The sequence below is a fragment of the Methylobacterium sp. WL9 genome (assembly GCF_008040035.1).
In the GTDB taxonomy this organism is placed as follows: Bacteria; Pseudomonadota; Alphaproteobacteria; order Rhizobiales; family Beijerinckiaceae; genus Methylobacterium; species Methylobacterium thuringiense.
In genome coordinates this window covers 92,299-118,786 of record NZ_VRVE01000003.1, presented here as the reverse complement: position 1 = coordinate 118,786, position 26,488 = coordinate 92,299, and the positions used below count along the sequence as shown (strand labels likewise).

Here is a 26,488-nt window from a genome sequence, read left to right as displayed (position 1 = left end):
CAGCGCGTCGATGTGCCAGTTACGGTATCTGCTTCGCTGCCCAGAGAATGACGCGAAGAACGATGACCATGTCGGGAAAGGGCTGACAGAGCCACTGGGGAGGTCTCGTCCGGAACCACGCGTGTCCCGCGCTCAACCGGAGACCATCACGCCATGAGCGATTCTCTTAGCGAGCTGCGTCGCAACCGGCGCAACGACACCAGCATGTTCTGCCGCCGTCTCTGGCCGAGCGATGTCGACACCGTCCGTGCCTTCGTGCTGCGGCTCGATTCCGAGACGCGGGCCAACCGATTCCTGGCTGCCGTCAGCGATGCGGCCGCTCTAGCTTACGCCGAGCGCGCCCTCGTTACGAAAGGGTTGGTCATCGGGGGTTTCGTCGACGGCATCCTGCGCGGTCTCGGCGAGCTGCGCCCCGCGGGCCGGCCTTCGCCGGGATGTCTACTCGCTCCGCTGGCGGAGGCGGCCTTCGTCGTCGAGCATCCCTTCCGACGCGAGGGGCTCGGCTCGGCCCTGTTTCGACGGATCGTCGAGGCGGCCCGAGGCCGGGGTGTCGGCGATCTGCACGTACGATGTCTCAACGGCAACGGCCCGATGCGCCGGCTCGCCTTGAGACACGGCGCCGAACTGAACCCGGCCGGTTCGGAGATGGATGGCGCGATCCACCTCGACCGGCCGACGCCGTTCTCCTTCTGGTCGCAGGGGGTTGCCGAAGCGCTCGATCTCAGCCTTGCCCTGACGACTGCGGCGATTGGCCGGTGTCAGGCCGCCTCGTCCGGCCACGGCACGATGCGGTCGACGAGTTCGTCCTCGGTGAATTCCTCCTCATTGCCTGCGACGCGTCCGCGCACCGAGATGCCCGCCTCGTGAACGCTGGCCCTGCGGCCTGACACGAGTGGATGCCAGGAACGCAAGTCCTGGCCCTCCCGCACGAGCCGGTAGGCGCAGGTCGGCGGGAGCCACGGGATGGTGCGGACCGCTTCCGGCGTCAGGCGCACGCAATCGGGCACGCGCTTGGCCCGGTTGCGGTAGTCGCGGCACGTGCAGGAATGGGCATCGAGCAGCGTGCAGCCGACATCGGTGTGGTGGATCTCGCCGGTGTCGTCGTCCTCGAGCTTCAGGAGGCAGCACCGGCCGCAGCCGTCGCACAGGCTCTCCCACTCGGCCGAGGTCATCTCGTCGAGGCTCTTGGTCCGCCAGAAGGGGTTGTACGTGTTCTGCGACATCGCCTGCTCGTGCAGCACGGGCGGGCGGCAGGCAAGGGCTGGGGATCGGGCGGCGGTCGACGCCACCCGGGCGCCCCATTCATGCATCAAGGTTAACGGGAGCTTTCGATGGCAATACGCCGTGAGGTTGCGATTCCCGGCGTTACCGAGGTGATCGCAAACCTCGCGCAGGCTCGCGAGCCTTGATACAAGATCGACGTTCGGATCGGTGGACCGCGCCCTGAGGCGAGGAACCGGCTCGCAACCGGGTCATCCGAGGGACCGGACCAAGCCGTGCGCCTGCCCAGCCTCACTTCGATCAAGACCCGGATCAGCCGCGCGGCCCTTGGCTTCGATGCCTGGGTCAATGCGAGCATGTTCGAGGGCGGCCGCTCCTCGGGAGAGGCCTACGAGCGCTTCCGCGAGCGGATGGCCGTCTTCTCCTTCCGCGGCTGGAAGCGCTTCGCGCTGGACCTGACGAGCGAGGCCGCCACCATCGGCACCGCCGGCGCCCTCCTGGTGCTGTTTCTCGCGCAGTCCGCCTTCAACCTCACCAGCGAGCAGGGCTGGCTGAAGGAGCAGGATCTCGCCGTCACCTTCCTGGACCGCTACGGCACCGAGGTCGGGCGGCGCGGCATCAAGCACGACGATTCGCTCAAGCTCGACGATTTCCCGGAACTCATGATCAAGGCGCTGCTGTCCACCGAGGACCGGCGCTTCTACGAGCATTGGGGCATCGACCCGATCGGCACGGCGCGCGCGCTGGTCTCGAATTCCAGCGGCAAGGGCGGCACCCAGGGCGGCTCGACCCTGACGCAGCAGCTCGCCAAGAACCTGTTCCTGTCCAACGAACGTTCGATCGAGCGTAAGATCAACGAGGCCTTCCTGGCCTTCTGGCTCGAGAACCACCTCTCCAAGAACGAGATCCTGAAGCTCTATCTCGACCGCGCTTATATGGGCGGCGGCACCTTCGGCGCGGTTGCGGCGGCCGACTATTATTTCGGCAAACGCCTGCAGGACGTGACCCTGGCCGAAGCCGCCATGCTCGCCGGCCTGTTCAAGGCGCCGACGAAATACTCACCGAACGTCAACCTGCCCGCGGCCCGTGGCCGGGCAGTCGACGTGCTGCACAACATGGTCGAGGCCGGCTTCGTCACCGAGGGCCAGATCCAGACGGCGTTGCGCAATCCGGCGACGCCGGTGGTGCGGGCCAAGGACGTCACCGCCGACTACTATCTCGACTGGGCCTTCACCGAGGTGAAGCGCCTCGCCGATGCCGGCAAGCTCCGCAACGACCGCGTGCTGACGGTAAAAACCGCGCTCGACATCCGCATCCAGAAGAGTGCCGACCAGGCCGTCGAGAACGTGCTGCGCCGCTTCGGCGACAGCTACAACGTCGACGAGGCCGGCGTGGTGATCGCCGATCCCGACGGCGGCGTCCGCGCCATGGTCGGCGGTGCCGATTACGGCGAGAGCCAGTTCAACCGGGCGGTGGACGCGCTGCGCCAGCCCGGCTCCTCGTTCAAGCCCTACGTCTATGCGGCCGCCCTGTCCTCGGGGTTGTTCAAACCGGACACGATCGTGACCGACTCGCCGGTCTGCGTCGGCAACTGGTGTCCGCAGAACTACGGGCGGTCGTATTCGGGCCGCCAGCCGATGTGGCTCGCCGTCGCCAAGTCGATCAACACGATCCCGATCAAGATCTCGATCGCGCTGGGCAAGGGGCTCGGCATCACCAACGAGTGGAAGGCCGCGAAGGCCGGACGCGACAAGATCACCGAGACGGCCAAGGCCATGGGCGTGCTCTCGCCGCTGCCGGACACGGTCTCGATGCCGATCGGCGCCGACGACATCACCGTGCTCGACCAGGCCTCGGGCTTCGCCGTCTTCGCCAATGGCGGCCGCTACGCCCGCGCCTTCGCCGCGACCGAGATCCGCAATTCGAGCGGCGAGGTGATCTATCGCCGGACCGACGACCCGGCCCCGCAGGTGCTGTCGACCAAGGTCACCGCCGACATGAACTTCATGCTGAACAAGGTGGTCGAGGAGGGCACGGCCCGCAAAGCCCAGATCGAGGGCTGGAAAGTCGCGGGCAAGACCGGCACCACCAACAATTACCGCGACGCCTGGTTCGTCGGCTACACCGGCGCCCTCGTCGGCGCGGTCTGGTTCGGCAATGACGACCACAGCACGACCAACAAGATGACAGGCGGCTCCCTGCCAGCGATGACTTGGCACGAGATCATGGAACCGGCCCACCAGGGCATCGAGGTGAAGCCGCTGCCCGGCCTCAGCGACAAGACCAAGCCGGGGCCGGTCGCGCAGGCGGTTCCAGGCCTGGCTCCCGTCAACTTGACGGCCAGTGCAGCCGGAAAGCTGTCGAAGCGCTCCTTCGAGGTGATGTCGAGCCTCAACGGCCTGTTCCGCTCGGTCGATTCGGGGGCGGCGGCGAAGGCCGGGCAGGCCAAGCCGGATCCGCTCAAGTCCGGGGCGGTCCGGCCTGATCAGGTCCGGCCTCCCGGCCTCGTTCCCGTCGAACTGGCCGAGGGCGGCCGCTTCGGGACGCGTTGAGGCGGCGTGTCGTGAACGCATTCACTCGGATCATAACCGGCTCCACGAGCGAGCACACCTCCGCGTCCGATCCTAAGTCGTTTCGGGAACGCGGTGCCCGCATCGGTGGCGTGCTCGGCGGCTTCCTGCGGCGGACGTCGCGGACGGGGTTCGTGCTCTATGCCCTCGCCCTCGGCGCGCTGCTCGGCCTCGCCAGCGCCGACTTCGCCACGCGCGGCGGCTACCCGTTCGGCGGCACCACGATCGGTGCCTGGACGGCTTGGCCGAGGACCGGCTCGGCAGATGCCGACCCGTATTCGCGCGCCGTGAATTCCCGCCGCGGCGAGATCCCGCTCGCCATCGGAGAGGGCCTCCTGCTGACTGCCGCCGTCGACGACAGCGGTCGCACCCTGGAGGCGGGCTGCAGCTACGCCATCGGTGGCGTGGTGCCGCCGGCCCGTGCCTGGACCCTCACCATTGCCGGCCGTGGCGCGGCCGACCCGGCGAAAACCCGGCTGCGCGAGGGCTTCACGTCCACGGAAGTCCTGCGCAGCACCGATGACCGCTTCGTCATCGCGATCAGCCAGGACGTCCAGAGCGGCAACTGGCTGCCGATGCCGCGTCCCAGGGGACCGGTCCGGCTCGCGCTCCGGCTATACGACACCCCCGTCGCCGCGAGCGTGGGAAGCCTCGACCGTAACACTCTACCGGCGATCACGCGCCTCGGATGCAGCCGATGATACCGGCGGACGTCGAATTTGACTTTTCCGGCATTCGGCCGACGGCAGGCGCGCGTGCACGCCGATGCCGCGGACTCCCCTCGATGCATCGAAATCGAGGGCCGCTGGCATGAGCACGCGCGGACGCCTCATCCTCGCGACGCTGTGCGGGCTCGTGCTCGCCGGGATCGTCCATATCGTCACGGTCCGTGCGATTCCGTATTTCGCGCAGGGCGACGCGTTCTCGCTCGCCCGCAGCAGCGAGAGCCTCGATCATCCCCTGCGCATCCACAGCCTCGCCGTCGCAGGAGTCCCCGCCCCGGCTGAGGCCTGGCTGCCGATCCCCGATCCGGCGGTGGCGGTCGGCGTCTGCGCCTACGATCTCGACGACGGCCCGATGCGTGTCTCGGCACGTACCGGGGCACTCACCCTGTCGATCGCCGTGCATAGCCGAAAGGGCGCCTTCTACGCCGTCACCGATCAGGCGGCCGTACGCGGCTCCCTCGACCTCGTCATCATGACCCGTGCCCAGTACGACGAAGCCCTCGCGTCGGAGGACGAGAACCAGGTCAACCGCGACGTCCGCATCGTCGCTCCGGAGCGCGAGGGCTACGCCGTCGTGCGCGTTATCGCGGCCCTGCCGAGCCAGAGCGCCATGGCCAACGATGCGGTCGACGCCGTGTCGTGCTCCATCGATGCCCCTGAAGAACCGACGGACGCGAACACCAAACCCGGCGGCTGAGCGTCAGACCGTCCTTCGCGGCAGCGACTTGCTGACGAAGCGCGAGCCTACGAGCAGGAACCGCCACGGCGTCTCGACGCCACGGCTGATGCCGACGCGCGCGCCGGCCTCGACGCGTACCGGCGCGGAAGGAGGACGCCATCCGAACGGTGCCGCTTCGATCGGCAAGCCGTCGTAGGCGGCGGTGATGGCGAGCGCCTGCGACAGACGGCCTGGTCCGGCGCAGAGGAGGCGGGACTCGCTCAGGCCGCGGCGCGCATGCATCGCGTCCAAAACGTCGGTCGGCTCGAGAGCGCGCAGCAATACAGCGCTGCCCGGCTCGCAGACGAGGTCGAGGCACCAGTGCAAGCCGTAGGAGCGATAGACGCAGGCGTGGCCCGGCGGCCCGAACATGCTCGCATTGCGCTTCGTCGGACCAGAAAAGCTGCGCGAGGCCGGATCCTGCCGGTCGTAGGCCTCGGTCTCGACAATGATGCCGCCGACGCCGCCGACCAGCAGCGTGTGTCCGATCAGGTCGGCGGCGACCTCGGCCGCGTGCCTGGCGAAGAAGCTCGCCTTCACGAACGCCGTCAGGACGCCTGGGCCGGGGCTCTTGCGCTGTCGAGCGCAAGCGCCTTCCTAGTCCGGGCGACGCCCTCCGGGCCGAGTTCCAGGGCGAGCCGGAGCGCATCCTCGACCAAGGCGCCTTGGGACAGCCCCAGGCGCTTGGCCGCCCGCGCGATCTCGCCGGCAAGCCCGATCTCGACCATCATCGGGATCGTCGCAGGCGCTGCCGGCGAAGGAGCCTTGGCCGGCGCGCTTGCGGGCTTCGCCCGCTCGCCCAGCATCTCGCGACGCCCGAGCGTCGCGAGAACGTCGGCACGCTCGTTGCCGACCTCCCCGGAATGGCCGCGCACCCAGGTCCATTTCACGTCGCGGGTGCGCGCCAGCGCGTCCAGCCGCTCCATCAGGTCAACGTTCTTGACGGGGCCAGTGGCCGTGCGCCAGCCGCGCCGCTTCCAGCCGGGCATCCACTCGGTGACTGATTTGACAACGTACTGGCTGTCGCAGCGCATCTCGATCGCCGCGCCCTCGGGAAAATATTCCAGCGCGCTGATCGCGGCGGTCAGCTCCATCCGGTTGTTGGTGGTGACACGGTCGCCGCCATGCAGCTCGACCGGGCCGTCCGCCGCCTGGATCACGACGCCCCAGCCACCGGGGCCGGGATTGGGGTCGCAGCCGCCGTCGGCATAGACGATGGTTCGCATCTCTGGACTCGTGGATCGGTGGAAGCCGACGATAGGCGGTTCAGTACTTCGCGACCACCGGCGGGACCAGTCCGGCGAGCGGCACGGCGCTCCGCACGAGGCCGCAACGCGCCTCGGCCTCGGGCGGCAGCAGGGCGGCGAGGATCGGGCGGCGGTCGTCGAGGAAGGCGATCGTACGCTCCGCCGCGAGGGCTTCGCGGCCCGGCATCTCGACCACGAAATGCTCCAGGGCGAAGCGATAGCGGGCGACGCGCAGGCCGGTCTCGAGCCGAACCCAGGCGATCAGGCAGCGGTTCTCAGCCACCCGCATCGCGGCGTGGCGGACATCGAAATCGTCGAGGCTCGCCGAGAACGGCAGGGCGCGCAGGCGCAGGCGGTCGGCGTCGATCACCCGGGAAGCCGTGGCGGCGAAGGGCGGGATCAGGCGGCCGTCGGCGGTAGCGTCCTCGGAGAGCCGGCTGTAGCGCGAATAGGGCGAGCGGAACGGGCCGGCGATCAGCTCGGCGTGGTAGCCCTCGATGTCGTCGATGCGCGCCGACGGCGGCAGCAGGCGCGAACGCGTGAGGTTGGCGAGGATGTCGGTGAAGGCGGCGCGCCCCTGGGCCGGCATCAGGAAGCGCCAGGCCCGGTCGCGCAGGATCCGCTCATCGTCGGTCAGGGGAAATACGGAGGACGGCTCTTCGCGCTCCCGCGCGGCGATGGCGCCGGTGGAGTCGACGAGGGAATTCCAGGCACTCGGCGCCGGCCGTCCGAAATCGCCTTCCTGGGCGCAGCCGCCCATCAGGAACAGGCCGGCGATCGGCAGGGTCCGTAAGAGAACCCGTTTGGCAGAGAGCGTCACGAGCGCTTGCGCTGTGGGACCGCCGGCTCGACCTGCACATCCGGCATGCGCTCGTAGCGAACGCCGGTGAAGAGCAGGATCTGCCCGAGTGGCGCGGCATCGGCCGAAGCTTCGCGCCGGAAGCGGCGGCCTGCGGCTGTCGGCATAGCCAAGACCAGCGCCGACGGCTTGGGCTCGGCCGCGCTATTGCGGCTCTTTGACAGGGTGTTGCGGGGGTTCATGCGGATGATCCCGTCCGATTCCGTGCGGCTTGCGTTCCGGGCACCCGCGGACGGCGAGTGAACGGTCGAGGATGGCCGGACGATGGCGCCGCCCGGCTTGAGCGCAGGGGAAGATCATCACGGCATCGTTAACGGAACGTTTCCATGCGGCGATGGCGATCATCCCATCCACTGCGTGCGCCAGGGGCTCACGGCTGGTTCGACCGACGGACTAACGGACGAAATGCAGGGGGATCCGTCCCGAAACGGGGCATCGTTCCGCATTGGCCCGAAATTTGCTGATTGATTGACTGTCCTAAGGCGGGCTTTTCCTCCCTGAACTTTGGCTCCGCTCGGCCCCCCGAGCGGAGCCTTTTTTCGAGCGGTACCTCCCTGCTGCCGCCGGCCTATGGTGTTACCCGCAAGCGACCCATGCCGAGGAACCGGCCCTCCCGGCCATCCGGCGCGCTTGCTTACGTCGCGTTGCGCCCGATATGCCGTCTCGAAACACCGTGAGCGCAAGCGCGTAAGGACACCTCAGGATGAATTCGGATTCGGCACGATTCGGGGGCCCGTCGAAGGGCCTGTCGACGGTATTGAAGATTGCGCCGTTCGCTATCCTCCTCGCCGCGACCAGCCCGGCGCTTGCCCAGCGGGACGATCCCGGCCTGCAGCTCAACTGCGCCAACGACTTCTTCCGCCTCTGCGCCGGCGTAGATCCGAACAGCGGCGAGGCCGACAAGTGCATGAACCGCAACCGAGCGCGCCTCTCGGCCGAGTGCAAGGCCGCGATCGGCGACTTCGACAAGCGCGAGCCCGGCAAGATCAAGGGGCGCTGAGCCCGCAATCGTCACGACCGGAGGGGGCCACCTCCTCACACAACAGAGGTTACCCATGGCCCTCACCGTCGCGGTCCAGATGGACCCGATCCAGGCGATTCGCATCGCCGGCGACACGACCTTCGCGCTGATGCTGGAAGCCCAGGCGCGGGGGCATCGCCTGCTGTACTACACTCCCGACCGCCTCTCGATGCAGGGCCGTCGCGTCACGGCGCGGGTCGAGCCCGTGACCGTGCAGGATGTCGAGGGGGCGCATGCCACCCTTGGGCCGATCGAGCGCATCGATCTCGTCGAGGCGGACGTGGTGCTAATGCGCCAGGATCCGCCCTTCGACATGGCCTACATCACGGCCACGCACATGCTGGAGGCGATCTCCGGCGAGACGCTGGTGGTCAACGACCCGGCCGAAGTTCGCAACGCTCCCGAAAAGCTGTTCGTCCTCGACTTCCCCGAGCTGATGCCGCCGACGCTGATCTCTCGCGACAAGGCCGAGATCGAGGCGTTTCGCCGGGAGTACGGCACGGTGGCGATGAAGCCGCTGCACGGGCACGGCGGCGCGGCGGTTTTCCGCGTGACGGAGGACGACCCGAATTTCGGCTCGATGTTCGACCTCTTCGCCGTGACGTTCCGCGAGCAGTGGGTGGTCCAGAAGTTCCTCGAGAAGGTCACCGAGGGCGACAAGCGCATCATCCTCGTCGACGGCGAACCGATGGGCGCGATCAACCGCGTGCCGGCCAAGGGCGACATCCGCTCGAACATGGTGCGCGGCGGAGCCGCCGGCCCGTCCGACCTCACCGAGCGCGAGCGCGAGATCTGCGCCACCATCGGCCCGGAACTGAAGCGCCGCGGGCTGATCCTCGTCGGCATCGACGTGATCGACGGTCACCTCACCGAGATCAACGTGACCTCGCCGACTGGCCTGCGTGCCATCAAGCGGCTCGGCGGACCGGATCTGGCCGTGTCGGTCTGGGATTCGATCGAGGAGCGGGTCGGCGCCGGCTAAGCGACCGCTCAGGTCTCGGCGCGCGGCGTCGCACTGAGTTCGGTCCAGTCGAACTCTTCTTCCAACACGAAGAAGGCGTCGTCGCCGATCTCGCCGGCCCGGCGCAGCGCCAGGATGCGCTCGCGCGCGGCCTGGATCGCCCGGCGGCGGGCATCGTCGGCGGGCAGGCCCTCGGGCGCCAGGCCCTCCTCGTGCGCCTCGGCCTCCTCCACGACGATGCGGAACTCCCGTCGCAGGGCCTCGGCGATGTCGGACTCGTCGCCCTCCAGGCTCTGGATCGCAGCGCCGTAGGCCTCGGCCCGGCCCCAGCCGACCTCGTGGCCGACGGGGTCGGTGTCCTCCAGCTTCAGCCAGGCGAGCAGCGGGCGCAGCGTCAGCCCCTGGATCACCAGGGTGCCGATCACCACGGCGAAGGCCGTGAGGACAATGAGGTCGCGATAGGGAAAGGCACCATTCGGTCCGCTCTCGGGCAGGGCCAGGGCACCGGCGATGGTAACGAGGCCACGCATGCCCGCCCAGGACACGGCGAACCCCGCACCGGGCCCGAGATCGGACGCCTCGCGCCCGCCCGCCGCGATGCCCTTGCGGAAGGCGTTGCCGAGGTCGAGGACGGAGCGATCCTTGGAGCGGCGCGCTTCGGCGAATCCGATCCGCCGGATGCCACTCGCAGGCAGCACCCAGGCGATACGGACGAGAACGACCGTCAGCAGCACCGAGCCCGCCACCATCGCGAAGGGAAGGTTCTCGGCAGCACGCAGCCGTTCGAGGATCGGGCCGAGCTGATTGCCGATCAGGACGAAGGCCAGAACGTTGAGGACGAAGATCACCGTGTCCCAGACGGCATAGGACAGGATGCGCGGGCGCGGTGCCGTCCGCTCGGGGGCGTAGCGTGCCACGACCAGGGCGAAGCTGACGACGGTCAGCACGCCCGAGAGTTCAATCGCTTCGGCCGCGATCCAGACCCCGAAGGCCGCCGCGAATTGCAGGACGATGCTGCTGGCCGGGTCCGACACCCAGCGCATCCCCCACAGGTAGATCCGGGCGAGGATCGGACCGGCGATCAGGCTGCCGACGACGCCGAGGAGGAAGGCGGGCGCGACCTCGGACAGGGAGAAGTGCCCGGTGACGGCCGCCGCGACGCCGAGCCGGTAAATCAACAACGAGCCGGCATCGTTGAGCAGGCTCTCGCCACGCAGGATCGTCGTGAGCCGGTGCGGGAGCGGCACGTGCGCGAGGACCGAGAGCGCCGCCACGGCGTCCGGCGGGGCGACGATGGCACCGAGCACGATCGCCGCCGAGAGCGGCATGTCCGGTACCAGCATCTTGACCACTACGGCGACCGCAAGCGTCGTGACGAGAACGGCGCCGACGGCGAGCCCGGCGATCGGCCGCCAGTTGACCCGCAGGTCCCGCAGAGACGTGGCGTAGCCGGCGTCGACCAGGACGGGCGCGAGAAACAGCGCGAGGGCAAGGTCGGGATCGAGCCGCAGGTTCGGGAAGCCCGGGGCCAGGGCGAGCCCGACGCCGCCGAGCGCGAGGAAGGCCGGATAGGGCGCGCCGACGCGCCGCGCTAGGGCCGCAAGCAGCACGGCGCCGACCAGCACCGCGACGATCCATTCGAACACGAACATATGGAACAGGAGATAGGGCGGCGCGGCGGTTTCGAGCGACGTTGTCCTGCGGCGTCTCAGCCCGGCAGGATGCCCTCCGGTAACGTCGCGACGTGCCGGGCTATGGCACCGGGCGTCGTCAGCCAGATCGTCTTGCGGTGCTTGACGATGCCGGCGAGCGCCCGTCGCAACGGTCTCAGGCGGTGCGGCTGGCCGACGATGTAGGGGTGGAGCGCGATGCCCATCACCAGCGGCGCGGCCCGCGAGGCCGTTCGCATCTCGGCGAAGCCGTCGCGGATCATCCGTGCGAATTCCCGGCCGGTATGCCCGCGCGCGATGACCGCCGGGATGTCGTTGAGCTCTTGGGGGTACGGTACCGAGAGGATGCCGCGCCCGTCCCGGGTCGCGAAGCGCACCGGCTGGTCGTCATGCGCCCAGTCGAGGAGGTAGTCGTAGCCGGCCTCCGAAAGCAGGTCCGGCGTGACCCGCGATTGCGAGATCCAGGGACCGAGCCAGCCCGTCGGCGCCCGGCCCTCCTCGCGCGCCAGGGCCTGCGTCGCCTCGGCGATCAGAGCCCGCTCGGCCGCCTCGTCCAGGTCGCCCTGCCGCTCGGCATTGCTGCGGCCATGGGCGACGATCTCGACGGGATGGGTTTCGCCATAGCGGCGCACGGCCTCCATCAAGCCGGGACAATCGGCATGGAGCCGGCTGTTGGCGAGCACCGCCACGGGCAGCGACAGCTCGGCGAAGAGGTCGAGCAGGCGAAACACGCCGACGCGGTTGCCCCAGTCGCGCCAGGAGTAATTGAGCACGTCCGGTTGCGGTCCGCCCGGCGCCAGCTCCGCGCCGAGGCCATCGCCGAAAGCGAAGGTTTCGAGGTTGAGGGCGACGTAGACCGCGAGCCGCCTGCCGCCTGGCCAGTCGTAGACCGGGCGGCTGGGCAGGGCGCTGTAGCGGTAGCGGCCGTGAGAGGCTTCGGTCACCGAATGGCTACTTGGCAGGTGTCGCGTCCGGAGCCTTCGGCGCAGGCGGAGCGACCTCGCCGGCGGCCGTCGGCTGCAGCACGTTCTTGGCGATGCTGCCCTCGGGGCCGTACTCGCCGGCCACCGCGATGCAGGACTGCTCGCGATGCAGCGCCATGTCGTTCGACATCATCCCGAAGATCCCCTGGATGCGGGCGCCGAAGGGCCCGCGCGGGCTGACGTCCTCGGACTTGGTGTTCATCTTGGCGAGCACGGCATCGAATTCCGGTACGCCGATCTTGTAGCCGCAGACGTTCGAGGCCGCGTAGACGTACGCCGCGAGTTCGAGGGCGCGCGGTGCAGGAGCGTTGCGGATCGTTCGCGGCGGCGCAGCGTCTTCCGCGACGGCGGGCAAGGCGAAGCCTGCGAGTAGGACTGCGGCGAGGAAATGTCTGGACATCGTCTGGGGCGTTCCTCGAATGGAGCAGCTTCTTACGAGCCGCTTATAGGCACCCGCGACATAGATCGTCCGCCCTCGGCCCTCCAGGGGGCATGAGCGCGCAGACGCGCTCGTGCTTATCCCATCCGCGTCCAGGTCTTGCGCTCACAGATCCACGCCGCGCTGCACCGAGGTCGGACCCATCACGAGCAGCGGCATCGCTTGGGGCGATCGGCTTGCCCAGCGAAGCCGGTTTCGCAAGGCACCGCCTTGACTTCGCCCCCATCGCGACCTTCAACGGCGCCCGAACGAGGGGGCCGGCGAGCCCGGAGGACAGCGATGCGTGTGATCGAAACGGAGATCCCCGCGGTCAAGCGCGTCATCCCGAAGCGGCATGGCGACGAGCGTGGCTGGTTCTCGGAGGTGTTTCGGGTCGATCAGCTTGCCGAGGGTGGTATCACCAGCGCCTTCGTGCAGGACAACCAGTCCTTCTCGGCCCCGGCCGGGACGCTGCGAGGCCTGCATTTCCAGACGCCGCCGGCGGCGCAGGCCAAGCTGGTGCGCGTGCTGGCGGGCGCGATCCTCGACGTCGCCGTCGACATTCGCCACGACTCGCCGACGTTCGGGAAATACGTCGCCGTGCGCCTCGATGCCGAGAACGGCGAACAACTATTCGTGCCGCACGGCTTCGCGCACGGCTTCTGTACTCTGGAGCCGAACACCATGGTGGCCTACAAGGTCGACGCGTATTACAGCCCGGCGAACGACCGCAGCATCGCCTGGAACGATCCCGACATCGGCATCGACTGGCCGGTGAGCGAGGCCGAGGCGATCCTGTCCGGCAAGGACAAGACCGCGCCGCGGCTCGCCAGCCTCGAAAAGCTGTTCTGAGGCGAACGAATTGTTCGCCGGGCGTCGTGGCGCCCGACGCCCAAGCTGACGGAGACCCCCATGCGCATTCTCGTGACCGGCGGCTGCGGCTTCATCGGCTCCGCCCTCGTCCTGCATCTGGTGCAGGATCTCGGTCACGAGGTGCTGACGCTCGACGCGCTGACCTATGCGGCCAACCCGATCTCGCTGCAGCCCCTCGACGGCGACGGCCGGCACCGGTTCGTCCAGGCCGATATCTGCGATCCGGCCCGCGTCCATGCGCTCTACGCCGAGTTCCGGCCGCAGGCGGTGATGCATCTCGCCGCCGAGAGCCATGTCGACCGCTCGATCACCGACCCCGGCGCCTTCGTGCGCACCAACGTCGTCGGCACGCAGGTGATGCTCGACGGCGCCCGCTCGTTCTGGGAGGGCCTTCCCGAGGCCGACCGCAAGGCCTTCCGGTTCCTCCACGTCTCGACCGACGAGGTCTACGGCTCCCTGCCGCCGGACGCCTTCTTCACCGAAGAGAGCCGCTACGACCCGCGCTCGCCCTACTCGGCCTCCAAGGCGGCCTCCGACCACCTCGCGCGTGCCTGGCACGAGACCTACGGCCTGCCGGTGCTGGTGACGAACTGCTCGAACAATTACGGGCCGCGCCACTTCCCGGAAAAGCTGATCCCGCTGATGATCCTCAACGCGCTCGAGGGGAAGAAACTGCCGGTCTACGGCGACGGACTGAACGAGCGCGACTGGATCCATGTCGAGGACCACGCCCGCGGTCTCGTCGCAGTGCTTATGACGGGCCGGATCGGCGAGACCTACCTGCTCGGCGGCCGGGCCGTGCGCAACAACCTCGCTGTGGTGAAGGCGCTCTGCGCGGCCTTCGACCGGTTGCGCCCCGAGCACGCGCCGCACGAAAAGCTGATCAGCTTCGTCACCGACCGCCCCGGCCACGACCGGCGCTACGCCATCGACCCGTCGAAGGCCGAGGCCGAGGTCGGCTGGGCGCCGACCAAGGTGTTCGAGGAGGCGCTGGAAGAGACCGTGCGCTGGTATCTCGACACCGAGAGCTGGTGGCGTCCGATCCGCGAGGGCCGCTACACCGGCGAGCGGCTCGGTCTGGCAGCCAAGAGCGCCTGAGATGGACATCCTGGTTCTCGGCGGCGGCGGTCAGGTCGGAACGGAGCTTCAGGCCTATGCCTGGCCCGAAAGCGTGCAGGTCTATGCGCCGGACCGCGCGAGCCTCGACATAACCGACGAGACGGCCGTCGCCCGCATCGTCGCCGAGCGCGACTGGGCGGCCGTGATCAACACGGCCGCCTACACCGCCGTCGACAAGGCCGAGAGCGACGTCGCCGCCGCCTGGCGCCTCAACGCTCTCGCTCCGGCGATTCTTTCCGCGACGACAAACTCAAAAAAAATTCCGCTGGTTCATGTCTCGACCGACTACGTTTTCGACGGTTCGAGCAGCGGCTCCTACGAGACCGACGCGCCGATCGGCCCGACCAGCGTCTACGGAGCAAGCAAGGCGGCCGGCGAGATGGCGGTGCGCACCGCCAACCCGCGCCATGCCATCGTGCGGACCGCCTGGGTGGTCAGCCCCCACCGCGGCAACTTCGTGAAGACCATGCTGCGGCTGGCCGGCGAGCGTGATCAACTCAGCGTCGTCGACGACCAGCATGGCTGCCCGACCTCGGCCGCCGACCTCGCTGCGGGGTTGGCCCGGATCGCGCTGCGGCTGGCCGAGGACGCAGATGCGCCGACGGGGACCTTCCACTACGTCAATGCGGGCGTCACCACCTGGCACGGCTTCGCCGAGGGCATCGTCGCCGGCAATGCCCGGCGCGGCGGCCGCACGATCCCGGTCAAGGGCATCCCGACGAGCGCCTACCCGACCCCGGCGAGGCGCCCGGTCAACTCCGAGCTCTCCACGAAAAGCCTGACAGTCGCCTACGGCCTGACGCCCCGGCCCTGGCAAGAGGCACTCGACGACATCCTCGACCGCCTCGTCGGCCCGGCGCACTGACAGATAGGAAAAAGGCTACGCCATGAAGGGCATCGTTCTGGCCGGCGGCTCCGGCACCCGGCTGCATCCGGCGACGCTCGCCATCAACAAGCAGCTGCTGCCGGTCTACGACAAGCCGATGATCTACTACCCGATCTCGGTGCTGATGCTGGCCGGCATCCGCGAGATCCTGGTGATCTCGTCGCCTGAGCATCTCGGCAACTACCAGCGCCTGCTCGGCTCCGGCGAGCAGTTCGGCGTGAGCTTCACCTATGCGGTCCAGCCGCGGCCCGAGGGCCTGGCCCAGGCCTTCGTCATCGGCCGCGAGTTCGTCGGCTGCGATCCCGTCGCGCTGGTGCTCGGCGACAACCTGTTCTTCGGCAACGGCATGAGCGAGCTGCTGCGGCGCGCCCGCGAGCGGCAGGGCGGCGCCACGGTGTTCGCCTACCATGTCGACCACCCGGAGGCCTACGGCGTCGTCACCCTCGACAAGGAGGGTCGGCCGCTGCGTCTCGTCGAGAAGCCGAAGAAGCCCGAATCCCCCTGGGCGGTCACGGGCCTGTACTTCTACGACAACCAGGTCCTCGACATCGCCGCCGCAGTGAAGCCCTCGGACCGGGGCGAACTCGAGATCACATCCGTCAACCAGGCCTATCTCGATCTCGGCCAGCTCCACGTCGAGCGGATGTCCCGCGGCTATGCCTGGCTCGATACCGGCACGCATGACAGCCTGCTGGAAGCGGCGGAGTTCGTACGCACCCTGCAGAACCGCCAGGGCCTCCAGGTCGCCTGCCTGGAGGAGATCGCCTATCTTCAGAACTTCATCACCCGCGACCAGCTCGTCGCCCGCGGCGAACTGTTCGCCAAGACCTCCTACGGCCAGAACCTGCTGCGGCTCGCCAAGGAGGACCAGCCGCTGGACGGGACGGCCTAGCGCTCGCCAAGTGCCATCACGGCACCGGTATAGGTCTCGGCGACTTCGCAGAACGGGATGCCGGCCGCCGTCGAGAGCACGGCCTCGACGAAGAACAGCCTGTTCTCGGGCCCAGGCAGTTCGGCGTCGCCCGGCGTCCAAAGCATCTTGAGCGACAGGTTGCGCCGCGTCGGCGACAGCGGATGCACCACGCGCCCGAACGGGGCCTGCGTGGTCTCCAACATCGTATTCATCTCCGGCGTCAGCCGGCCCGGCACGTACCAGTTGTCGGCCTCGGACAGGACGTGGCCACCGCAGGTCAAGCGGACGCGCCGATAGCGCACCAGCTCGTCGGCACCGATCGCCAGGCGCTCGCGCTGCTCGGCCGAAAGCGGCTTGTCCGCGCCTGCAACCCGTACGGCCGTGAGACGCGGATCGGCGGCGAGGCCGCGCTCGGCGCACCAGGCCTCGAGGACGGCGGTCGCACTGTGGGCGGCGAGCAGGCGGGCACTCAGGGTTTCGATCAAGCACTCGGTCCCGGCCCTCGGTTCGATTGGGAGGATCGTCGGCGGCTCTTGCGCACGGGCCGGTGCCGGTGTCGCAACGCAGCCGACAGCCGCCGCGAGGGCCAATACCGCGATCCGCCGGCCACCCTCGGGGCCTGTCGCACCGTCGGCTTCCGCATCCATTGCGCAGCGCAATACGGTGTCCCGCTGGAAACGTCCATCGGCGAAGGAGACGCAGCTTTGCCCGTCATGGCGCAATTCACGCTTGTCTCTCGCTTGCAGAACACTTGAAGAACGCTTAACGTGTTCGTGGTTTGTTTCGGCGGTTCCGCGCTTGGCGGTCGCCCCCTCCTAGGTGGCTCTCATGTTGACGCGCAAGCAGTTGGAGCTGCTCCAGTTCATCCAGCAGAGAATGAGCGAGAGCGGCGTTCCCCCCTCCTTCGACGAGATGAAGGATGCGCTCGATCTGCGCTCCAAATCCGGCATCCACCGGTTGATCACAGCGCTGGAGGAGCGTGGCTTTCTGCGGCGCCTGCCGAATCGGGCGCGCGCCATCGAGATCATCCGTATTCCGGAGCCGATCACGGGCAAGCAGCCGCCCGCGCCACAGGCCGAAGTGCGTCGTTTCACACCGAGCGTGGTCGAGGGTGGGCGGTCCAAGTCCGTTCCGCCGAGGCCGACGACGACACAGGTCTTCGACGAAGACGGCCGCTCGGTGATGGTGCCGGTGATGGGCCGGATCGCGGCCGGTACGCCGATCTCCGCTATCCAGAACCAGAGCCATTCCATCGCGATGTCGCCGGACTTCCTGGCCGGCGGCGAGCACTACGCGCTGGAAGTGCGCGGCGATTCGATGATCGAGGCCGGCATCCTCGACGGCGACCTCGTGGTGATCCGCAAGCAGGATACAGCCCAGACCGGCGACATCATCGTGGCGCTGATCGACGACGAGGAGGCGACCCTGAAGCGCCTGCGCCGCCGCGGCTCCTCAATCGCTCTGGAGGCCGCCAACCCGGCCTACGAGACCCGCGTACTCGGACCCGACCGGGTCCAGATCCAGGGCCGCCTCGTCAGTCTCGTGCGCCGCTACTGAAGCGGCTCGGCAGGGGCGTCCGCAGCAGAAGCTTCGGTGTCCTCAGTAGGTGACGGCTGCCGGTAGTTCGCGAAGCCTGATGGCTGAACGGGCGTCGGCAAATCCGGTTTGGACGTAGGCGGTTCGGGCGGCTTGATGGCAGCCGCCGGACGCCAGGGCGGCGGTGGACCGGGCTTTCGTACGGTGACCAGAACCGGTCCGCTCGAGTCTAGGCGGATCATCGCCGCGCCGTGCTCGGCCAGAAATTTCCGGTCGAGGAGCAGGCCCGCCGCGCAACCGGGCGGCGCATCTCGGCGGGTCACCAGAATAGCGGCGCGGGCGCAATCCTCGAACAGGCCGCGCCGGTCCTTGACGAGGGACAGCCACCGTCCGTCCGCCAGCCGGATCGTACAGCCGAGCCGGTCGCAGCGGGCGCCCTCCCCCTGCCCGACCTGATCGGCCCGGCGCCCATCGCCGTCGGCCTTGAGCCACTGCTCCAGCACGAAGTTCGGCGGCTTGCCGAGGATGGCGAGGCGCCCATCGGCACCCCGAACCGCCGCGCCGGCCCCATCGCGATCGATGAAGACATCGTAGCGAGCGGGCGTCGCAGCGAGGGCAAGTCCCCCGACGGCTGGCAGCAGAGCCAACCAACGTAGCCGCGAGACCAGAAGCGTCGCGAACAGGAGCGCAGCCGCCAGCAATGCGAGCGCCCAAGGGCCATAGGACGGAACCACGAGATTGGCCTGCCCGAATCCGGCGATCCAGGTCGAGATCGCGAGCATGCCGCGCACCGCCTGCCCCATCAGCCACCAGACCGGCTGATCGAGGGCAAAGGGGTAGGCGAGGATGCCGATCACCGCGGACGGCATCACCACCAGCGACACGAGCGGCAGGGTCAGGGCGTTGCCGACGAGCCCGAACGGCTGAACGGTCTGGAAGTGATAGGTCGAGAACGGCGCCGTCGCGATCTGTGCGACCAGCGTCGTCGCCAACGTGCCGACCACCGCCGCCGCGACGAAGGACAGCGCACGTCCGAACCAGCCGAGGCGCTCGCCCGAGAACAGCCGTCCATCGATGAGCGGCGCGCAGGTGATCAGTCCGGCGACGGCCCCGAACGACATCTGAAAGCTCGGGCCGAGCAGGGCCTCGGGCTCGCGAGCCAGCGCGATCATCGCAGCGAGCGCGAGGTTGCGCATGCTCAATGCCGGGCGGTCGACCAGGATGGCGCCGAGCATCACAAGGGTCATGATCCAGGAGCGCTCGGCCGCGATGTCCCAGCCGGAGAAGGCGCAATAGGCGGTGACGCCGGCCATCGCCGCGCCGGCCGCGATCTTCTTGATCGGCCAGGTGAGCGCCAGAACCGGCACCAGCGCGAGCATCGCCCGCACCAGCCAGAACACGACACCGGCGGCGAGCACCATGTGCAGCCCGGAGATCGACACCACGTGATAGATCCCCGCCGCGCGCAGCACGTCGTTGGTCTGCGGCGAGATCAGCCCGCGCTTGCCGGTGACGAGGGCTGCGGCGACGGCGCCGGCCTGCCCGCCATTGGCGTCGGTGATCCGTCGGGTGAGCGCGTTGCGAGCGTCGTCGATCGCGGCAGCGAGGCGGAGCCGCCAGGGCAACGGCCCGGTCGGAGCGATCACGTCGATCCGGCCGGTCAGGGAGCCGACGGCCCCGATGCCGCGAAAATAGGCATCGCGGGCGAAATCGTAGCCACCGGGCCGCGCCGCCTCGGGTGGCGGCAGCAGCCGCGCGACGGCGCTGATCCGATCACCGGGCTTGATCGCCTGCGCCTTCCGATAGGAGACCCGCACCCGCGTCGGGCGCCCCACCTCCTCCAGCGTGCCGAAGGCGATCACCTTCACGACGAGCCGGGCGCCCTGTTCGCGTTCGTCGAGGGCTTCGACGAGGCCGGTCAGCGGCGCGATCATCGTGCGGGCGAGGACCGGGCTCGCCACGCTGGCGACGCGATAGGCGGCGGCGGCAAAGCCGAGGAACGCTGCGGCGAGGGCGAGCATCAGGGCCAGCGCCACCGGCCTGGCGCGCAGGGCGAAGCTCGTCGCGACGGCGAGCACTGCGGCAGAGAGCGGCGCGACCAGCATCGGCGGCCCGTCCGTCGCGGTCAGCTCGACGAGGATTCCCGCCCCGAAGGCTACCGCGAGCCAGGGAAACAGCCGGCGCTGGCCGGCCTCCTGCGCGAGCGCGCCGACGAGGCCATCGCGAAGATCCCCTAGGGCCAGCGAGGGCACCGGCAGGCGGCCGGCGACGCGAGCCGGAAGGCTCCGTACCGCCGATGCCGCGCGCTGCCCCGCCATCCGGTTGGTTCCGTCGCAGCCCGGTCGCGAGACCCCGTGACGTTTTCTTAACGCATCCCTCGGCGCGTGCTACAGGCGCGCCTTGGATCGGGTACCGGACTCCGCCAAACGGGGCGGTCGATCCACAGATCCGCTCAGCTCCACACCCATTCAGCAGTCAGCCTCCCGATGCCGTCCAACGTCGTCACGCGCTTTGCGCCCTCGCCCACGGGCTACCTGCATATCGGCGGGGCCCGCACCGCCCTGTTCAACTGGCTCTACGCGCGCCGCTTCGGCGGGCGCATGCTGCTGCGGATCGAAGACACCGACCGCGAGCGCTCGACGCAGGGGGCGATCGACGCGATTCTCGACGGCATGTCCTGGCTCGGCCTCGACTGGGACGGCGAGCCCGTCCACCAGTTCGCCCGGGCCGACCGCCACCGCGAGGCGGCCGAGACGCTGCTCGCCTCGGGCCACGCCTATCGCTGCTTCGCCAGCGCGGAAGAGCTGCAGCAGATGCGCGAAACCGCCCGCGCCGAAGGCCGCGCCCCGCGCTACGACGGCCGCTGGCGCGACCGCGACCCGTCCGAGGCGCCGGCCGGCGCCAAGTCGGTCATTCGCCTCCGCGCGCCGACCGAGGGTGAGACCGTCGTCGACGACGCCGTGCAGGGCCGCGTCACCTGGGCGAACAAGGATCTCGACGACCTCGTGCTGCTGCGCTCGGACGGCAACCCGACCTACATGCTCGCCGTGGTGGTGGACGACCACGACATGGGCGTCACTCAGATCATCCGCGGCGACGACCACCTCACCAACGCCGCCCGGCAGGCGCAGATCTACAAGCTGCTCGGCTGGGACGTGCCGGCCATGGCGCATATCCCACTGATCCACGGGGCCGACGGCGCCAAGCTCTCGAAGCGCCACGGGGCGCTCGGCGTCGAGGCATATCGCGACCTCGGCTACCTGCCGTCGGCCCTGCGCAACTACCTCGTCCGCCTCGGCTGGAGCCACGGCGACCAGGAGGTATTCTCGACGGACGAGATGGTCGCGGCCTTCGATCTCAAGGCGATCGGCCGCTCGCCGGCGCGCTTCGATTTCGCCAAGCTCGAGAACCTCAACGGCCTCTACATCCGCGGCAGCGACGACGCGACTTTGGTCGACGCGATCCAGCGGATCGTGCCCGAGCCGATCGCACCAGAGTTGCGCGAAAAACTCGTCGCGGCGATGCCGGGGCTGAAGGAGCGCGCCAAGACCCTCGTGGAGCTTCTCGACAGCGCCTATTACCTCACCGCCGCCCGGCCGCTGGCGCTCGACGACAAGGCCAAGGGCCTCCTCGGCGACGACGCGAAGGCGCGGCTCGGCCTCGTGATCCCCGCGCTCGAAGCCTTGGAGGAGTGGTCGGCCGCCGCCACCGAGGCCGAGGTGCGAAAGTTCGCGGAGGCGCAGGGCCTGAAGCTCGGACAGGTCGCCCAGCCGCTGCGGGCCGCGCTCACGGGGCGGGCGACCTCGCCGCCGCTGTTCGACGTGATGGCGGTGCTCGGCCGTGAGGAATCGCTCGCTCGGCTTCGCGACCAGATCGCCGCCTAGAATCGCGCCCGGACGGCCCGGTTTTCGCATCGCAACACGCCAGCAGGCGGGACCTCCCCGTTGCTGGCGGTCGAGCGATCCGCTAACCCGGTGACTGAGTGAGCAACTGCAGCAAATCTGCGGTTCCGCCTCAGTCCGGAGCGTTCGACCCGTCGGCCTCCGGACCGGTGCTGCCCGTCGCGAGAAAGGGTCCGCGCGTCCATGAGCGTTTCCGCCAGCTCCATCACGGTCGACGACAAGCGCGTCGAGTTGCCCGTCAAGTCCGGCACGATCGGGCCGAGTGTCCTCGATATCGGCAAGCTGCACGGCCAGACCGGCATCTTCACCTTCGACCCCGGCTTCACCTCCACCGCCTCGTGCGAATCGGCGATCACCTACATCGACGGCGACGAGGGCGTGCTGCTCTATCGCGGCTATCCGATCGAGCAGTTGGCCGAACAGGGCGACTTCCTCGAGACCGCCTACCTGATGCTGTTCGGCGAATTGCCGACGCCCGCTCAGAAGGCGGATTTCGACTACCGGGTCACGCGCCACACCATGGTGCACGACCAGATGAACCGCTTCTTCCAGGGCTTCCGCCGCGACGCGCATCCGATGGCGATCATGGTCGCCTGCGTCGGCGCGCTCTCGGCCTTCTATCACGACTCGACCGACATCTCGGACGAGAACCAGCGCATGGTCGCCTCCCTGCGCATGATCGCCAAGATGCCGACCCTGGCGGCGATGGCCTACAAATACTCGATCGGCCAGCCGTTCGTATATCCGAAGAACGACCTCGACTACACCTCGAACTTCCTGCGGATGTGTTTCGCAGTGCCGTGCGAGGATTTCCAGGTCAACCCGATCTACGCCCGCGCGCTCGACAAGATCTTCATCCTGCACGCCGACCACGAGCAGAACGCCTCGACCTCGACGGTGCGTCTGGCCGGCTCCTCGGGCGCCAACCCCTTCGCCTGTATCGCCGCCGGCATCGCCTGCCTGTGGGGTCCGGCCCATGGCGGCGCCAACGAGGCGGCGCTGAAGATGCTGATGGAGATCGGCACCCCCGACAACGTCGCCAAATACGTCGCCAAGGCGAAGGACAAGAACGACCCCTTCCGCCTGATGGGCTTCGGCCACCGCGTCTACAAGAACTACGATCCGCGCGCGCGCATCATGCAGAAGACCACGCATGAAGTGCTCAAGGAGCTCAACATCAAGGACGACCTGCTCGAAGTCGCCGTGCAGCTCGAGAAGATCGCGCTCGAGGACGAGTACTTCATCGAGAAGAAGCTCTATCCGAACATCGACTTCTATTCGGGCATCACCCTCAAGGCGCTCGGCTTCCCGACCTCGATGTTCACGGTGCTGTTCGCGCTCGCCCGCACCACCGGCTGGATCGCCCAGTGGGCCGAGATGATCCAGGACCCGGCCCAGAAGATCGGCCGCCCGCGCCAGCTCTATGTCGGCCCGGAGCAGCGCGACTACGTCAACATCGCCCAGCGCGGCTGACCGCCGTCTTTCGCACCACGTCGCTCCGGGGCCGCGCCGCGGGACCCGGAACGACGGCGACGGACCAGCGCGGACGCTTGTGGACAGCCATCGACGCGCGTGCCGATCGTGTCGCCGCGGCACTCTATCCACGCAGTGAGCTGCGATAGCCTTCCGAAGGGAGGCCCGTGGGACGATGCGCTACCGAGTTTCAGCTACCAACCGATCGTTTGAAGCCCCTGCCGTCATTGCGAGCGCCGCGAAGCAATCCAGGGCCACGGACACGACGCCGGAGCGGCTGCCCTGGATTGCTTCGCCTGCGGCTCGCAATGACGAAGGCGGGCGCGATCCGGTCAGCCGGGCATCGTCAGTGCGACCGGCGCTCATACTGCCTCGGGTCCAGGTGGCCTGCCTCGCCGCCATGCTGGCCCTTTCGACCGGCGGATGCACCGGCATCGCGACCTCCGCCGCCCCGTCCCCGTCGACCGGAACGCTGCGCGCGCGCATCGCCGCGCTGACCCTCGGCCAGGTCGATTTCGGTTCGATCTCGATCCTCCCGGTGCGCTTCGAGAAGAGCCGGATCAGCGGGCCGTTCGACGATAGCGGGCGCACCCTCTACTGCGTGTCGAGCCACATGAAGGGCCGGACCTTCGGCAAGGCGGAGCGGCCGAAGGCCGTGATCCGCCACGAGGGTGGGGTGCTCAAGGTGCTCAGCGACGAGGCAGAGGTCTGCGAGGGGCACCGGACCGAGCCGTTTACGGAACTCGATTCGCCTGCCTGATCGGGAGGCGTAGACCCCCTCCGTCCGCTTCGCGGCCACCTCCCCCAGTGGCGGAGGAGGATGTCGCGCGTTTCCTCGCCCCGTGGGCGAGGGGGACCATGCGCAGTGTGGTGGAGTGGGCGGCGGCGCCATCCTCCCACTACCCGCCACCCGGCCGCAGCCCTACTTCCGCGATCGAACCTGCCGCCATCCAAAGCCGGACACCGCGCATGACCGACACGCCGAAGCTGATCCACGCCATGGTCCGCGTGCGCGAAGAGGCCCGCTCCCTCGAATTCTACCGCACGGCCTTCGCCCTCGAGATCGCCGACCGGCTCGACTTCGACGGGTTCACCCTGATCTACCTGTCGAACCCCGAATCCGGCTTCGAGCTGGAGCTGACCGTCAACAAGAGCCAGAGCGAGCCCTACGACCTCGGCAACGGCTACGGCCACCTTGCCGTCTCGGTCGCCGACCTCGACGCTGCGCATGCCCGGATGAAGGACGCGGGCCTGGCGCCGGGGAATCTCAAGGAGCTTGCGCATTCCAGCGGCGGCAAGGCGCGGTTCTTTTTTATTGCAGACCCGGATGGGTACAAGATCGAGGTGTTGCAGCGGGGGTGGCGATTTTTGTAGGGGCGTTCTCCAAACACGGAATAAAATTTTACCGTTCCGTCATTCCTCAAGTCATCTCGATCAACATAACACAATCACAGCACTTATTGACTTAGTAGCTTGCCTAGATATAATATATATTTTCTAAATACTATTCATTCTCTAAATCGACTTCTAAAATTTACTTCTTAACACTACAGAATAAATAAAACATATTTATTTTTGTTTCTTGAAAATTTATTTTTAGCAAACGGGCTTCTTCCGGAGACATCTTTGAAATCGTGGTGCAACTGAGCAGGGTAGCCAACAAAGGTGTTTGATATTAGGCTGCGTAGTGCAAGTTTATTTGTTACAGTGCCTGCAACCCATTGGTTACCCTCGAATGTCCCGTACGTCCAGGAATTCAAACAAACTTATTCTCAAGAATGGCATGTCGATCGGAAGTAATGCCGCCGAATTTGACGATGAATTTCTGTTCGAGTGTTTTGTACATCATCCTGCTGTACAGAGAAGCATAGACCCCGGACACGCTGGGATGATACTAGATGGTCGAACAGGCGCTGGAAAGACGGCTATAGTTCGATATATAATCAATAATAATAATCATTGTCATGAATTAGAACCTCTTAATATGGCAATGAACTACGTCGCCAACTCAGATATATTGAATTTTCTTCATACTATTGGCGCAGATTTAGATCTGTTTTTTCAGACACTATGGAAACACGTTCTTTGTATAGAATACATACGCCTGCGGTGGGATATCACGGACGAGTCGTCTTCTAGAAGTATATTTGACAAACTGTGCGACCGCTTTGGCGGTGATCCACGAAAGAAAAAAAGTCTCAGCTATTTAAAGGAGTGGGAGTCGAAATTCTGGATCACAATGGATCAAAACATAAAAGAATTGACTGAAAAAATGGAAAATAAACTTGAGATTGAGCTTGGGGGAGAAACACACAAAATAAAATCTCGCGGTCAGTATGCCAAGCAATTAAGCACAGATAAAAAGTCTGAACTTATCTCAAGAGCCCGAAAAGTTATCAGCGCAGATCAACTTGCTGAGCTCGCAGGTGTAATTGACATACTTAGTGACAATGACGATGGCAAAAGCTATTATGGAGGCCGAAATTACTATATACTCATTGATAAACTTGATGAACATTGGGTAGATACGAGCATAAGATTACGCTTAATTCGCGCACTGATCGAGTCTCTCAAAGCGTTTCGAAGAATATCGAATCTCAAACTTATAGTCTGCATGCGATCAGACATTCTTGAGCGAGTACTGCAGGAGACAAAAAATCTATCATTCCAGCGCGAAAAATATGAAGATTATTTTCTGAGAATCGAATGGAATAAAGCACTTTTAACAGACCTTATAAACAAAATAATTAGGACTCTTTTTAGAAAACAATACAGTCCTAGCACTAATTTAGAGTTTACAGATGTTTTTGCCTATAATGTTGGAAGCGTAGATCCAATGGATTACATGCTTGATAGAACACTTATGAGACCACGCGACATAATCGCTTTTGTTAATCAATGTCTCAAAGTATCGGATGGAACATATGAAATTTCTGCAGCAAAAATAAAGCAAGCAGAGAAAGAATATTCTCGCATCCGGCGCGATGCTCTTGAACAGGAATGGCTGAGTGCTTTTCCGACATTGAAGCGCTTGCTCGATTTCGTCGCGTCCGCAAAGAAGGAAAGTTTCAGCATTGACAAATTGGTAGAAGATAAATCTGCCGAGAAATGCGCCTTAGAAATCGCGGCCGATCCGAAAATAGACTTTGATCCTATTCATGCAGCAGCGATTGCCTACATTGAAGGTGGCGGAGAGCCGATGGTATTTGTAAAAGAGGCCCTTTCTATTTTGTACCGAGTTGGCGCCATTGGTGTAAAGCTTAGAACTAACGAGAGGATTAGCTATTCCCATCTGGATGAGCCTTCTATTGCGCCAAGCGTAATCCCCGATGCAGCAAGAGTTAGAATCCACCCTATGCTGCATTCAGCCTTGGCACTTTCGCCGATATAGAG

26 protein-coding genes are annotated in these 26,488 nt (G+C 66.5%); 16 read left to right on the top strand and 10 right to left on the bottom strand.

Going from position 1 to position 26,488, the window contains the following annotated elements:
• The first annotated feature begins 153 nt into the window (after positions 1-153).
• On the top strand, positions 154-867 hold the full coding sequence (locus tag FV217_RS02415) for a GNAT family N-acetyltransferase (RefSeq protein WP_246682701.1): 714 nt from the start codon (positions 154-156) through the stop codon (positions 865-867).
• Here the strand turns inward: FV217_RS02415 and FV217_RS02410 are convergent.
• A complete protein-coding gene (locus FV217_RS02410) occupies positions 759-1,223 on the bottom strand; it encodes a YcgN family cysteine cluster protein (protein WP_147813922.1) in 465 nt (154 codons plus the stop codon). The two genes, FV217_RS02415 and FV217_RS02410, sit on opposite strands and share 109 nt — an antisense overlap.
• A 273-nt stretch (positions 1,224-1,496) precedes the next feature.
• Between FV217_RS02410 and FV217_RS02405 the strand changes: the two genes are divergently transcribed.
• The 3 genes from FV217_RS02405 (at position 1,497) to FV217_RS02395 (ending at position 5,213) form a co-directional block, all read left to right on the top strand.
• Positions 1,497-3,773 (top strand): PBP1A family penicillin-binding protein, encoded by a 2,277-nt coding sequence (locus FV217_RS02405; protein ID WP_147813921.1) that lies wholly within the window; start codon positions 1,497-1,499, stop codon positions 3,771-3,773.
• A gap of 101 nt (positions 3,774-3,874) precedes the next feature.
• The gene (locus FV217_RS02400) at positions 3,875-4,492 is read left to right on the top strand and encodes a DUF1214 domain-containing protein (RefSeq protein ID WP_246682704.1); all 618 of its coding nucleotides are present in this window, start codon (positions 3,875-3,877) and stop codon (positions 4,490-4,492) included.
• Between the two features lie 109 nt (positions 4,493-4,601).
• Positions 4,602-5,213: a hypothetical protein gene (locus FV217_RS02395; RefSeq protein WP_147813917.1), complete on the top strand. Its 612-nt coding sequence runs from the start codon at positions 4,602-4,604 to the stop codon at positions 5,211-5,213.
• Positions 5,214-5,216: 3 nt separating this feature from the next.
• Here FV217_RS02395 and FV217_RS02390 read toward each other — a convergent pair whose 3' ends face one another.
• The 4 genes from FV217_RS02390 to FV217_RS02375 are packed head-to-tail and all read right to left on the bottom strand — an operon-like array spanning position 5,217 to position 7,522.
• A complete protein-coding gene (locus FV217_RS02390) occupies positions 5,217-5,774 on the bottom strand; it encodes a DNA-3-methyladenine glycosylase (RefSeq protein ID WP_147813915.1) in 558 nt (185 codons plus the stop codon).
• 8 nt (positions 5,775-5,782) lie between these two features.
• Positions 5,783-6,460: a ribonuclease HI gene (gene rnhA / locus FV217_RS02385; protein WP_147813913.1), complete on the bottom strand. Its 678-nt coding sequence runs from the start codon at positions 6,458-6,460 to the stop codon at positions 5,783-5,785.
• Positions 6,461-6,500: 40 nt separating this feature from the next.
• A complete protein-coding gene (locus FV217_RS02380; protein WP_147814023.1) occupies positions 6,501-7,241 on the bottom strand; it encodes a hypothetical protein in 741 nt (246 codons plus the stop codon).
• Positions 7,242-7,297: 56 nt separating this feature from the next.
• Positions 7,298-7,522, bottom strand: coding sequence for a hypothetical protein (locus FV217_RS02375; protein ID WP_147813911.1), 225 nt, complete (start codon positions 7,520-7,522; stop codon positions 7,298-7,300).
• 521 nt (positions 7,523-8,043) lie between these two features.
• Here FV217_RS02375 and FV217_RS02370 point away from each other — a divergent pair.
• A complete protein-coding gene (locus FV217_RS02370) occupies positions 8,044-8,340 on the top strand; it encodes a hypothetical protein (RefSeq protein WP_147813909.1) in 297 nt (98 codons plus the stop codon).
• A 55-nt stretch (positions 8,341-8,395) separates the two neighbouring features.
• Positions 8,396-9,343 (top strand): glutathione synthase, encoded by a 948-nt coding sequence (gene gshB, locus FV217_RS02365; protein ID WP_147813907.1) that lies wholly within the window; start codon positions 8,396-8,398, stop codon positions 9,341-9,343.
• 8 nt (positions 9,344-9,351) lie between these two features.
• On the opposite strand, the gene FV217_RS02360 is transcribed toward gshB, so the two are convergent.
• Genes FV217_RS02360 through FV217_RS02350 form a run of 3 tightly spaced genes read right to left on the bottom strand, consistent with a single transcriptional unit; the run spans position 9,352 to position 12,375 of the window.
• On the bottom strand, positions 9,352-10,974 hold the full coding sequence (locus FV217_RS02360) for a sodium:proton antiporter (RefSeq protein WP_147813904.1): 1,623 nt from the start codon (positions 10,972-10,974) through the stop codon (positions 9,352-9,354).
• 56 nt (positions 10,975-11,030) lie between these two features.
• On the bottom strand, positions 11,031-11,936 hold the full coding sequence (locus FV217_RS02355) for a polysaccharide deacetylase family protein (protein ID WP_147813902.1): 906 nt from the start codon (positions 11,934-11,936) through the stop codon (positions 11,031-11,033).
• Positions 11,937-11,943: 7 nt separating this feature from the next.
• Entirely contained in the window at positions 11,944-12,375 is a 432-nt protein-coding gene (locus FV217_RS02350) for a hypothetical protein (RefSeq protein ID WP_147813900.1), read from the bottom strand.
• Between the two features lie 318 nt (positions 12,376-12,693).
• Here FV217_RS02350 and rfbC point away from each other — a divergent pair, with 318 nt between their 5' ends.
• The 4 genes from rfbC to rfbA are packed head-to-tail and all read left to right on the top strand — an operon-like array spanning position 12,694 to position 16,163.
• Positions 12,694-13,245 carry a dTDP-4-dehydrorhamnose 3,5-epimerase gene (gene rfbC, locus FV217_RS02345; RefSeq protein WP_147813898.1) on the top strand — a complete coding sequence of 184 codons (552 nt, stop codon included), beginning with the start codon at positions 12,694-12,696 and terminating at the stop codon, positions 13,243-13,245.
• Between the two features lie 60 nt (positions 13,246-13,305).
• A complete protein-coding gene (rfbB, locus tag FV217_RS02340; protein WP_147813896.1) occupies positions 13,306-14,364 on the top strand; it encodes a dTDP-glucose 4,6-dehydratase in 1,059 nt (352 codons plus the stop codon).
• A gap of 1 nt (position 14,365) precedes the next feature.
• The gene (rfbD, locus tag FV217_RS02335; RefSeq protein ID WP_147813894.1) at positions 14,366-15,250 is read left to right on the top strand and encodes a dTDP-4-dehydrorhamnose reductase; all 885 of its coding nucleotides are present in this window, start codon (positions 14,366-14,368) and stop codon (positions 15,248-15,250) included.
• Between the two features lie 22 nt (positions 15,251-15,272).
• Positions 15,273-16,163 carry a glucose-1-phosphate thymidylyltransferase RfbA gene (gene rfbA / locus FV217_RS02330; RefSeq protein ID WP_147813892.1) on the top strand — a complete coding sequence of 297 codons (891 nt, stop codon included), beginning with the start codon at positions 15,273-15,275 and terminating at the stop codon, positions 16,161-16,163.
• On the opposite strand, the gene FV217_RS02325 is transcribed toward rfbA, so the two are convergent.
• Complete coding sequence (locus tag FV217_RS02325; protein ID WP_147814021.1) at positions 16,160-16,705, bottom strand: hypothetical protein; 546 nt, start codon at positions 16,703-16,705, stop codon at positions 16,160-16,162. The two genes, rfbA and FV217_RS02325, sit on opposite strands and share 4 nt — an antisense overlap.
• Before the next feature lie 307 nt (positions 16,706-17,012).
• On the opposite strand from FV217_RS02325, the gene lexA reads away from it, so the two are divergent.
• A complete protein-coding gene (gene lexA / locus FV217_RS02320) occupies positions 17,013-17,741 on the top strand; it encodes a transcriptional repressor LexA (RefSeq protein WP_147813890.1) in 729 nt (242 codons plus the stop codon).
• Here lexA and FV217_RS02315 read toward each other — a convergent pair.
• A complete protein-coding gene (locus tag FV217_RS02315) occupies positions 17,735-20,038 on the bottom strand; it encodes a ComEC/Rec2 family competence protein (RefSeq protein WP_147813888.1) in 2,304 nt (767 codons plus the stop codon). The two genes, lexA and FV217_RS02315, sit on opposite strands and share 7 nt — an antisense overlap.
• A gap of 168 nt (positions 20,039-20,206) precedes the next feature.
• Between FV217_RS02315 and gltX the strand changes: the two genes are divergently transcribed.
• The 5 genes from gltX to FV217_RS02290 all read left to right on the top strand — a co-directional run bounded on the left by gltX (position 20,207) and on the right by FV217_RS02290 (position 26,486).
• A complete protein-coding gene (gene gltX / locus FV217_RS02310) occupies positions 20,207-21,604 on the top strand; it encodes a glutamate--tRNA ligase (RefSeq protein ID WP_147813886.1) in 1,398 nt (465 codons plus the stop codon).
• Between the two features lie 201 nt (positions 21,605-21,805).
• Positions 21,806-23,095, top strand: a complete 1,290-nt coding sequence (locus FV217_RS02305; RefSeq protein ID WP_147813884.1) for a citrate synthase — start codon at positions 21,806-21,808, stop codon at positions 23,093-23,095.
• 400 nt (positions 23,096-23,495) lie between these two features.
• A complete protein-coding gene (locus FV217_RS02300; RefSeq protein ID WP_147813882.1) occupies positions 23,496-23,855 on the top strand; it encodes a hypothetical protein in 360 nt (119 codons plus the stop codon).
• A 209-nt stretch (positions 23,856-24,064) separates the two neighbouring features.
• Positions 24,065-24,469: a VOC family protein gene (locus FV217_RS02295; protein WP_147813880.1), complete on the top strand. Its 405-nt coding sequence runs from the start codon at positions 24,065-24,067 to the stop codon at positions 24,467-24,469.
• Positions 24,470-24,878: 409 nt separating this feature from the next.
• The gene (locus FV217_RS02290) at positions 24,879-26,486 is read left to right on the top strand and encodes a hypothetical protein (protein ID WP_210245113.1); all 1,608 of its coding nucleotides are present in this window, start codon (positions 24,879-24,881) and stop codon (positions 26,484-26,486) included.
• Positions 26,487-26,488 lie beyond the last annotated feature (2 nt).

What these genes read in the sequence shown, in the direction of transcription:
- FV217_RS02415 (WP_246682701.1), top strand. Translation starts at nt 154, where the DNA reads ATGAGCGATTCTCTTAGCGAGCTGCGTCGCAACCGGCGCAACGACACC.
- FV217_RS02410 (WP_147813922.1), bottom strand. Translation starts at nt 1,223, where the DNA reads ATGTCGCAGAACACGTACAACCCCTTCTGGCGGACCAAGAGCCTCGAC.
- FV217_RS02395 (WP_147813917.1), top strand. Translation starts at nt 4,602, where the DNA reads ATGAGCACGCGCGGACGCCTCATCCTCGCGACGCTGTGCGGGCTCGTG.
- rnhA (WP_147813913.1), bottom strand. Translation starts at nt 6,460, where the DNA reads ATGCGAACCATCGTCTATGCCGACGGCGGCTGCGACCCCAATCCCGGC.
- FV217_RS02380 (WP_147814023.1), bottom strand. Translation starts at nt 7,241, where the DNA reads ATGGGCGGCTGCGCCCAGGAAGGCGATTTCGGACGGCCGGCGCCGAGT.
- FV217_RS02375 (WP_147813911.1), bottom strand. Translation starts at nt 7,522, where the DNA reads ATGAACCCCCGCAACACCCTGTCAAAGAGCCGCAATAGCGCGGCCGAG.
- FV217_RS02370 (WP_147813909.1), top strand. Translation starts at nt 8,044, where the DNA reads ATGAATTCGGATTCGGCACGATTCGGGGGCCCGTCGAAGGGCCTGTCG.
- gshB (WP_147813907.1), top strand. Translation starts at nt 8,396, where the DNA reads ATGGCCCTCACCGTCGCGGTCCAGATGGACCCGATCCAGGCGATTCGC.
- FV217_RS02360 (WP_147813904.1), bottom strand. Translation starts at nt 10,974, where the DNA reads ATGTTCGTGTTCGAATGGATCGTCGCGGTGCTGGTCGGCGCCGTGCTG.
- FV217_RS02350 (WP_147813900.1), bottom strand. Translation starts at nt 12,375, where the DNA reads ATGTCCAGACATTTCCTCGCCGCAGTCCTACTCGCAGGCTTCGCCTTG.
- rfbC (WP_147813898.1), top strand. Translation starts at nt 12,694, where the DNA reads ATGCGTGTGATCGAAACGGAGATCCCCGCGGTCAAGCGCGTCATCCCG.
- rfbB (WP_147813896.1), top strand. Translation starts at nt 13,306, where the DNA reads ATGCGCATTCTCGTGACCGGCGGCTGCGGCTTCATCGGCTCCGCCCTC.
- rfbD (WP_147813894.1), top strand. Translation starts at nt 14,366, where the DNA reads ATGGACATCCTGGTTCTCGGCGGCGGCGGTCAGGTCGGAACGGAGCTT.
- rfbA (WP_147813892.1), top strand. Translation starts at nt 15,273, where the DNA reads ATGAAGGGCATCGTTCTGGCCGGCGGCTCCGGCACCCGGCTGCATCCG.
- lexA (WP_147813890.1), top strand. Translation starts at nt 17,013, where the DNA reads ATGTTGACGCGCAAGCAGTTGGAGCTGCTCCAGTTCATCCAGCAGAGA.
- FV217_RS02315 (WP_147813888.1), bottom strand. Translation starts at nt 20,038, where the DNA reads ATGGCGGGGCAGCGCGCGGCATCGGCGGTACGGAGCCTTCCGGCTCGC.
- gltX (WP_147813886.1), top strand. Translation starts at nt 20,207, where the DNA reads ATGCCGTCCAACGTCGTCACGCGCTTTGCGCCCTCGCCCACGGGCTAC.
- FV217_RS02305 (WP_147813884.1), top strand. Translation starts at nt 21,806, where the DNA reads ATGAGCGTTTCCGCCAGCTCCATCACGGTCGACGACAAGCGCGTCGAG.
- FV217_RS02300 (WP_147813882.1), top strand. Translation starts at nt 23,496, where the DNA reads ATGCTGGCCCTTTCGACCGGCGGATGCACCGGCATCGCGACCTCCGCC.
- FV217_RS02295 (WP_147813880.1), top strand. Translation starts at nt 24,065, where the DNA reads ATGACCGACACGCCGAAGCTGATCCACGCCATGGTCCGCGTGCGCGAA.
- FV217_RS02290 (WP_210245113.1), top strand. Translation starts at nt 24,879, where the DNA reads ATGTCGATCGGAAGTAATGCCGCCGAATTTGACGATGAATTTCTGTTC.